This window comes from Pseudomonas faucium, from assembly GCF_021602585.1.
GTDB classification, from domain to species: domain Bacteria; phylum Pseudomonadota; class Gammaproteobacteria; order Pseudomonadales; family Pseudomonadaceae; genus Aquipseudomonas; species Aquipseudomonas faucium.
In genome coordinates this window covers 1-10,011 of record NZ_BQIP01000048.1, presented here as the reverse complement: position 1 = coordinate 10,011, position 10,011 = coordinate 1, and the positions used below count along the sequence as shown (strand labels likewise).

The following is a 10,011-nucleotide window of genomic DNA, read 5'->3' as shown; positions in this document are numbered from 1 at the left end:
TTGACCTGAGCAAAGCCACTGCGACTGCCGACGTCAAAGACACCATCGATACCACCACTGTGGTGGTCACCGCTGATCCTGCAAAAGAAGGCGATGCGAACGTCACCTTCCACTTCCAGCTGAGCAATCCGCCGCAAGCGGGCAGCACCACCACGCTGACCGTGAATGTCGGCGGTACCGACTACACCGTCAAAGTTGATGCGACCGGTAAAGGCGTCCTGGAAGTCCCGAATACTAACGGCGAAGACGTCTACAAAGACGGCACTACCGTGACTGCCGAAGTGACTGCCGTAAACGGCGGCAACTTCGAAGAAGTTGACCTGAGCAAAGCCACTGCGACTGCCGACGTCAAAGACACCATCGATACCACCACTGTGGTGGTCACCGCTGATCCTGCAAAAGAAGGCGATGCGAACGTCACCTTCCACTTCCAGCTGAGCAACCCGCCGCAAGCGGGCAGCACCACCACGCTGATCGTAAACGTTGGCGGCACCGACTACACCGTCAAAGTCGATGCGACTGGTAAAGGCGTTCTGGAGGTTCCGAACACCAACCTGGAAGATGTCTACAAAGACGCCAGCACCGTTACTGCAGAAGTCACCGCCGTGAATGGCGGCAACTTCGAGGCCGTTAACCTCGATAACGCCACGCATACCGTTACGGTCGAAGACACCATTACGCCAGAAGGCACCACCACTGTTGTGGTCACGGCAGATCCTGCGAAAGAGGGCGACGCGAACGTTACCTTCCACTTCCAGCTGAGCAATCCACCCCAAGCGGGCAGCACCACCACGCTGACCGTGAATGTCGGCGGTACCGACTACACCGTCAAAGTCGACGCGACTGGTAAAGGCGTCTTGGAAGTCCCGAACACCAACGGCGAAGACGTCTACAAAGACGGTTCGACGCTGACCGCGACCGTCACCAAAGTTGATGGCGGTAACTTCGAAGCGGTCGACTTGAGCAAGTCGAGCGTCACTGCTGAAGTCAAAGACACGATCGACACCACCACCGTCACCGTAACGGCCGATCCTGCGAAAGAGGGCGACGCGAATGTCACCTTCCACTTCCAGTTGAGCAACCCGCCGCAGGCTGGTAGCGCCACAACCCTGACCGTGAACGTCGGCGGGACCGACTACACCGTCAAAGTCGATGCAACCGGTAAAGGTGTCCTGAAAGTCCCGAACACCAACGGCGAAGACGTCTATAAAGACGGCACTACCGTCACCGCCGAAGTGACGGCCGTAAATGGCGGCAACTTCGAAGAAGTTGACCTGAGCAAGGCCACTGCGACGGCTGACGTCAAAGACACCATCGACACCACCACTGTGGTGGTCACCGCTGATCCAGCGAAAGAGGGCGACGCGAACGTTACCTTCCACTTCCAGCTGAGCAATCCACCGCAGGCTGGCAGCCCCACGACTCTGACCGTGAACGTCGGTGGTACTGATTACACCGTCAAAGTCGACGCTACCGGTAAAGGTGTCCTGGAAGTCCCGAACACCAACGGCGAAGACGTCTACAAAGATGGCTCGACGCTGACCGCGACCGTCACCAAAGTTGATGGCGGCAACTTCGAAGCGGTGGACCTGAGCAAGTCGAGCGTCACCGCCGAGATCAAGGACACCACCGACACCACCACCGTGGCGGTCACGGCTGACCCTGCGAAAGAAGGCGATGCCAACGTCACCTTCCACTTCCAGCTGAGCAATCCGCCGCAGGCTGGCAGCGCCACCACGCTGACTGTCAACGTCGGCGGTACCGACTACACCGTCAAAGTTGACGCGACCGGTAAAGGTGTCCTGGAAGTCCCGAACACCAACGGCGAAGACGTCTACAAAGATGGTTCGACGCTGACCGCGACCGTCACCAAAGTTGATGGCGGTAACTTCGAAGCGGTGGACCTGAGCAAGTCGAGCGTGACCGCCGACATCAAGGACACCCTCGACACCACCACCGTGGCAGTCACGGCAGATCCAGCGAAAGAAGGCGATGCCAACGTCACCTTCCACTTCCAGTTGAGCAATCCGCCGCAAGCGGGCAGCACCACGACCCTGACTGTGAACGTCGGGGGCACCGACTACACCGTCAAAGTCGATGCAACCGGTAAAGGTGTTCTGGAAGTTCCAAACACCAACCTGGAAGACGTTTACAAGGATGCAAGCACCGTTACTGCAGAAGTGACTGCCGTGAACGGCGGCAACTTCGAGGCCGTTAACCTCGATAACGCCACGCATACTGTCACGGTCGAAGACACCATTACCCCGGAAGGCACCACCACCGTGGTGGTCACCGCAGATCCTGCGAAAGAAGGCGACGCGAACGTCACCTTCCACTTCCAACTGAGTAATCCGCCGCAGGCTGGCAGCACCACGACGCTGACCGTCAACGTCGGTGGTACCGACTACACCGTCAAAGTCGATGCCACCGGCAAAGGCGTCCTGGAAGTCCCGAACACTAACGGTGAAGACGTCTATAAAGACGGCACGACCGTGACTGCCGAGGTCACTGCCGTAAATGGCGGCAACTTCGAAGCCGTGGACCTGAGCAAGTCGAGTGTCACTGCTGAAGTCAAAGACACCATCGATACGACTACTGTTGCGGTCACCGCTGATCCAGCGAAAGAAGGCGACGCGAACGTCACCTTCCACTTCCAACTGAGCAATCCGCCGCAGGCGGGCAGCACCACGACTCTGACCGTCAACGTCGGTGGCACCGACTACACCGTCAAAGTCGATGCGAGTGGTAAAGGCGTCCTGGAAGTTCCGAATACCAACGGTGAAGACGTCTACAAAGACGGCACGACCGTGACCGCTGAAGTCACTGCCGTAAATGGCGGCAACTTCGAAGAAGTTGACCTGAGCAAGGCCACCGCAACGGCCGACGTCAAAGACACGATCGACACCACCACTGTGGTGGTCACGGCAGATCCTGCGAAAGAAGGCGATGCGAACGTCACCTTCCACTTCCAGCTGAGCAATCCGCCGCAAGCGGGCAGCATCACCACGCTGACTGTGAACGTCGGCGGTACTGACTACATCGTCAAAGTCGATGCAACTGGCAAAGGTGTCCTGGAAGTTCCGAACACCAACGGCGAAGACGTCTACAAAGACGGCACCACCGTCACTGCCGAAGTCACTGCCGTAAACGGCGGTAACTTCGAAGACGTTGACCTGAGCAAGGCCACTGCGACAGCCGACGTCAAAGACACTATCGACACCACCACCGTCACCGTAACGGCAGATCCGGCTAAGGAAGGCGACGCGAACGTCACCTTCCACTTCCAGCTGAGCAACCCACCACAGGCTGGCAGCACCACGACCCTGACCGTGAACGTCGGCGGGACCGACTATACCGTCAAAGTCGACGCGACTGGTAAAGGCGTACTGGAAGTCCCGAATACCAACGGTGAAGACGTCTACAAAGACGGCAGCACCGTGACTGCGGAAGTGACTGCAGTCAACGGCGGCAACTTCGAAGAAGTTGACCTGAGCAAAGCCACTGCAACGGCCGACGTTAAAGACACTATCGACACCACTACTGTGGTGGTCACGGCCGATCCTGCGAAAGAAGGCGACGCGAACGTTACCTTCCACTTCCAGCTGAGCAATCCACCGCAGGCTGGCAGCGCCACCACCCTGACCGTGAACGTCGGCGGGACCGACTACACCGTCAAAGTCGACGCGACTGGTAAAGGCGTACTGGAAGTCCCGAACACCAACGGTGAGGACGTCTACAAAGACGGCACGACCGTGACTGCCGAAGTAACGGCCGTCAACGGTGGTAACTTCGAAGAAGTTGACCTGAGCAAGGCCACCGCAACGGCCGATGTCAAGGACACGATCGACACCACCACGGTCACCGTGACGGCCGATCCGGCGAAGGAAGGCGACGCGAACGTCACCTTCCACTTCCAACTGAGCAATCCGCCGCAAGCCGGCAGCACTACGACCCTGACCGTGAACGTCGGCGGGACCGACTACACCGTCAAAGTCGACGCGACTGGTAAAGGCGTACTGGAAGTCCCGAACACCAACGGTGAAGACGTCTACAAAGACGGCACGACCGTGACTGCCGAGGTGACTGCGGTCAACGGTGGCAACTTCGAAGAAGTTGACCTGAGCAAGGCGACTGCGACGGCCGACGTCAAAGACACCATCGACACCACCACGGTCACCGTGACGGCCGATCCTGCGAAAGAAGGCGACGCGAATGTCACCTTCCACTTCCAGCTGAGCAATCCACCGCAGGCCGGCAGTGCCACGACGCTGACCGTCAACGTCGGTGGCACCGACTACACCGTCAAGGTCGATGCAACCGGTAAAGGTGTCCTGGAAGTCCCGAACACCAACGGTGAAGACGTCTACAAAGACGGCAGCACCGTGACTGCCGAGGTGACTGCGGTCAACGGTGGTAACTTCGAAGAAGTTGACCTGAGCAAGGCCACCGCGACGGCCGACGTCAAAGATACGATCGACACCACCACGGTCACCGTAACGGCCGATCCAGCAAAAGAAGGCGACGCGAACGTCACCTTCCACTTCCAGCTGAGCAACCCGCCACAAGCGGGTAGCACCACGACGCTGACCGTCAACGTCGGCGGGACTGACTACACCGTCAAGGTCGATGCAACCGGTAAAGGTGTCCTGGAAGTTCCAAACACCAACGGTGAAGACGTCTACAAAGACGGCACCACCGTGACTGCCGAAGTCACTGCCGTAAACGGCGGCAACTTCGAAGACGTTGACCTGAGCAAGGCCACTGCGACGGCCGACGTCAAAGACACTATCGACACCACCACTGTGGTGGTCACCGCTGATCCAGCAAAAGAAGGCGACGCGAATGTCACCTTCCACTTCCAGCTGAGCAACCCGCCGCAGGCTGGCAGCGCTACCACCCTGACTGTGAACGTCGGTGGTACCGACTACACCGTCAAAGTCGATGCGACTGGCAAAGGTGTCCTGGAAGTTCCGAACACCAACGGCGAAGACGTCTACAAAGACGGCACCACCGTCACCGCCGAAGTCACTGCCGTGAACGGTGGTAACTTCGAAGAAGTTGACCTGAGCAAAGCCACCGCGGCTGCCGACGTCAAAGACACGATCGACACCACGACTGTGGTGGTCACCGCTGATCCTGCGAAAGAAGGCGACGCGAATGTCACCTTCCACTTCCAGCTGAGCAATCCACCGCAAGCGGGCAGCACCACGACGCTGACCGTCAACGTCGGTGGCACCGACTACACCGTCAAAGTCGATGCGACCGGTAAAGGTGTCCTGGAAGTCCCGAACACCAACGGCGAAGATGTCTACAAAGACGCCAGCACCGTAACTGCGGAAGTCACTGCCGTGAATGGCGGCAACTTCGAGGCCGTTAACCTCGATAACGCCACTCATACCGTTACGGTCGAAGACACCATTACGCCAGAAGGCACCACTACTGTGGTGGTGACGGCCGATCCTGCGAAAGAAGGTGATGCGAACGTCACCTTCCACTTCCAGTTGAGCAATCCACCACAGGCTGGCAGTACCACGACCCTGACTGTCAACGTCGGCGGTACCGACTACACCGTCAAAGTCGACGCGACCGGTAAAGGTGTCCTGGAAGTCCCGAATACTAACGGCGAAGACGTCTACAAAGACGGCACGACCGTGACTGCCGAAGTGACTGCCGTAAACGGCGGCAACTTCGAAGACGTTGACCTGAGCAAGGCCACTGCGACGGCCGACGTCAAAGACACTATCGACACCACCACTGTGGTGGTCACCGCTGATCCAGCAAAAGAAGGCGACGCGAATGTCACCTTCCACTTCCAGCTGAGCAACCCACCGCAGGCTGGTAGCACCACGACGCTGACCGTCAACGTCGGCGGGACTGACTACACCGTCAAGGTCGATGCGACCGGCAAAGGTGTCCTGGAAGTCCCGAATACCAACGGTGAAGACGTCTACAAAGACGGCTCGACCGTGACTGCCGAAGTAACGGCCGTCAACGGTGGTAACTTCGAAGAAGTTGACCTGAGCAAGGCCACCGCAACGGCCGATGTCAAGGACACGATCGACACCACCACGGTCACCGTGACGGCCGATCCTGCGAAAGAGGGCGACGCGAATGTCACCTTCCACTTCCAGCTGAGCAACCCTCCGCAGGTGGGCAGTACCACGACCCTGACTGTCAACGTCGGTGGGACCGACTACACCGTTAAAGTCGATGCAACCGGTAAAGGTGTTCTGGAAGTCCCGAACACCAACGGCGAAGACGTCTATAAAGATGGCACGACCGTGACTGCCGAGGTGACTGCCGTCAATGGCGGGAACTTCGAAGCCGTGGACCTGAGCAAGTCGAGTGTCACTGCTGAAGTCAAAGACACGATCGATACCACCACGGTCACCGTGACGGCCGATCCTGCGAAAGAAGGCGATGCCAACGTCACCTTCCACTTCCAGTTGAGCAACCCGCCGCAGGCTGGCAGCGCTACCACCCTGACTGTGAACGTCGGTGGTACCGACTACACCGTCAAAGTCGATGCGACTGGCAAAGGCGTTCTGGAAGTTCCGAATACCAACGGCGAAGACGTCTACAAAGACGGCACCACCGTCACTGCCGAAGTCACTGCCGTAAACGGCGGTAACTTCGAAGACGTTGACCTGAGCAAGGCCACTGCGACAGCCGACGTCAAAGACACGATCGACACCACCACCGTCACCGTAACGGCAGATCCGGCTAAGGAAGGCGACGCGAACGTCACCTTCCACTTCCAGCTGAGCAACCCACCGCAGGCTGGTAGCACCACGACGCTGACCGTCAACGTCGGCGGGACTGACTACACCGTCAAGGTCGATGCGACCGGCAAAGGTGTCCTGGAAGTCCCGAATACCAACGGTGAAGACGTCTACAAAGACGGCAGCACCGTGACCGCTGAAGTCACTGCCGTGAACGGTGGCAACTTCGAAGAAGTTGACCTGAGCAAGGCCACCGCAACGGCCGACGTCAAGGACACGATCGATACCACCACGGTCACCGTGACGGCCGATCCGGCGAAAGAAGGCGATGCCAACGTCACCTTCCACTTCCAACTGAGCAATCCGCCGCAAGCGGGCAGCACCACCACGCTGACCGTGAATGTCGGCGGTACCGACTACACCGTCAAAGTCGATGCGGCCGGGAAAGGCGTCCTGGAAGTCCCGAACACCAACGGCGAAGACGTCTACAAAGACGGCAGCACCGTGACTGCCGAGGTGACTGCGGTCAACGGTGGTAACTTCGAAGAAGTTGACCTGAGCAAGGCGACTGCGACTGCCGACGTCAAAGACACCATCGACACCACCACGGTCACCGTGACGGCCGATCCTGCGAAAGAAGGCGACGCGAATGTCACCTTCCACTTCCAGCTGAGCAATCCACCGCAGGCCGGCAGTGCCACGACGCTGACCGTCAACGTCGGTGGCACCGACTACACCGTCAAGGTCGATGCAACCGGTAAAGGTGTCCTGGAAGTTCCAAACACTAACGGTGAAGACGTCTACAAAGACGGCAGCACCGTGACTGCCGAGGTGACTGCGGTCAACGGTGGTAACTTCGAAGAAGTTGATCTGAGCAAGGCCACTGCAACGGCCGACGTTAAAGACACGATCGACACCACGACTGTGGTGGTCACCGCTGATCCAGCGAAAGAAGGCGACGCGAACGTCACCTTCCACTTCCAGCTGAGCAACCCACCGCAGGCTGGTAGCACCACGACGCTGACCGTCAACGTCGGCGGGACTGACTATACCGTCAAGGTCGATGCGACCGGCAAAGGTGTCCTGGAAGTCCCGAATACCAACGGTGAAGACGTCTACAAAGACGGCACCACCGTGACTGCCGAAGTGACGGCCGTAAACGGCGGTAACTTCGAAGCCCTGGACCTGAGCAAGTCGAGCGTGACTGCTGAAGTCAAAGACACCATCGATACCACCACCGTGGTGGTCACCGCTGATCCAGCGAAAGAAGGTGATGCCAACGTCACCTTCCACTTCCAGCTGAGCAATCCACCACAAGCGGGCAGCACCACGACGCTGACCGTCAACGTCGGCGGTACCGATTACACCGTCAAAGTCGATGCGGCCGGGAAAGGCGTCCTGGAAGTCCCGAACACCAACGGCGAAGACGTCTACAAAGACGGTAGCACCGTGACTGCCGAGGTGACTGCGGTCAACGGTGGTAACTTCGAAGAAGTTGACCTGAGCAAAGCCACCGCGACTGCCGACGTCAAAGACACCATCGACACCACCACGGTCACCGTGACGGCCGATCCTGCGAAAGAAGGCGACGCGAATGTCACCTTCCACTTCCAGCTGAGCAACCCGCCGCAGGCTGGCAGCACCACGACGCTGACCGTCAACGTCGGTGGCACCGACTACACCGTCAAGGTCGATGCAACCGGTAAAGGTGTCCTGGAAGTTCCAAACACTAACGGTGAAGACGTCTACAAAGACGGCAGCACCGTGACTGCCGAGGTGACTGCGGTCAACGGTGGTAACTTCGAAGAAGTTGACCTGAGCAAGGCCACTGCAACGGCCGACGTTAAAGACACGATCGACACCACGACTGTGGTGGTCACCGCTGATCCAGCGAAAGAAGGTGATGCCAACGTCACCTTCCACTTCCAGCTGAGCAATCCACCACAAGCGGGCAGCACCACGACTCTGACCGTCAACGTCGGCGGTACCGATTACACCGTCAAAGTCGATGCAACCGGTAAAGGTGTTCTGGAGGTTCCAAACACCAACCTGGAAGATGTCTACAAAGACGCCAGCACCGTAACTGCGGAAGTCACTGCCGTGAATGGCGGCAACTTCGAGGCCGTTAACCTCGATAACGCCACGCATACCGTTACGGTCGAAGACACCATTACGCCAGAAGGCACCACCACCGTTGTGGTGACGGCCGATCCAGCGAAAGAAGGCGATGCGAACGTCACCTTCCATTTCCAGCTGAGCAATCCACCGCAGGCTGGCAGCACCACGACCCTCACCGTCAACGTCGGTGGCACCGACTACACCGTCAAAGTCGATGCCACTGGTAAAGGCGTTCTGGAAGTCCCGAATACCAACGGTGAAGACGTCTACAAGGACGGCACGACCGTGACTGCCGAAGTGACTGCCGTAAATGGCGGCAACTTCGAAGCCGTGGACCTGAGCAAGTCGAGCGTCACTGCTGAAGTCAAAGACACGATCGACGCCACCACCGTGGCAGTCACGGCTGATCCTGCGAAAGAAGGCGATGCGAATGTCACCTTCCACTTCCAGCTGAGCAATCCACCGCAAGCTGGCAGCACTACGACGCTGACCGTGAACGTCGGTGGCACCGACTACACCGTCAAAGTCGATGCGACTGGCAAAGGCGTCCTGGAAGTCCCGAATACCAACGGTGAAGACGTCTATAAAGACGGCAACACCGTCACCGCCGAGGTGACTGCGGTCAACGGTGGCAACTTCGAAGAAGTTGACCTGAGCAAGGCCACTGCGACGGCCGACGTCAAAGACACCATCGACACCACCACTGTGGTGGTCACCGCTGATCCAGCGAAAGAAGGCGACGCGAACGTTACCTTCCACTTCCAGCTGAGCAATCCACCGCAGGCTGGCAGCCCCACGACTCTGACCGTGAACGTCGGTGGGACTGACTACACCGTCAAAGTCGATGCGACCGGCAAAGGCGTCCTGGAAGTCCCGAATACCAACGGTGAAGACGTCTATAAAGACGGCACCACCGTCACCGCCGAGGTGACTGCAGTTAACGGCGGGAACTTCGAAGAAGTTGACCTGAGCAAGGCCACCGCGACGGCCGACATCAAAGACACGATCGACACCACCACGGTCACCGTGACGGCCGATCCAGCTAAAGAAGGCGACGCGAATGTCACCTTCCACTTCCAGCTGAGCAACCCGCCGCAGGCTGGTAGCGCCACGACCCTGACCGTCAACGTCGGTGGCACCGACTACACCGTCAAAGTCGACGCGACTGGTA

Annotated in this window: 1 protein-coding gene; it reads left to right on the top strand. The window is 58.6% G+C overall.

The features are described 5' to 3' along the window. On the top strand, nucleotides 1–10,011 hold a 10,011-nt coding region (locus tag L6D75_RS26895; RefSeq protein ID WP_236193949.1), incomplete at both ends, for an immunoglobulin-like domain-containing protein.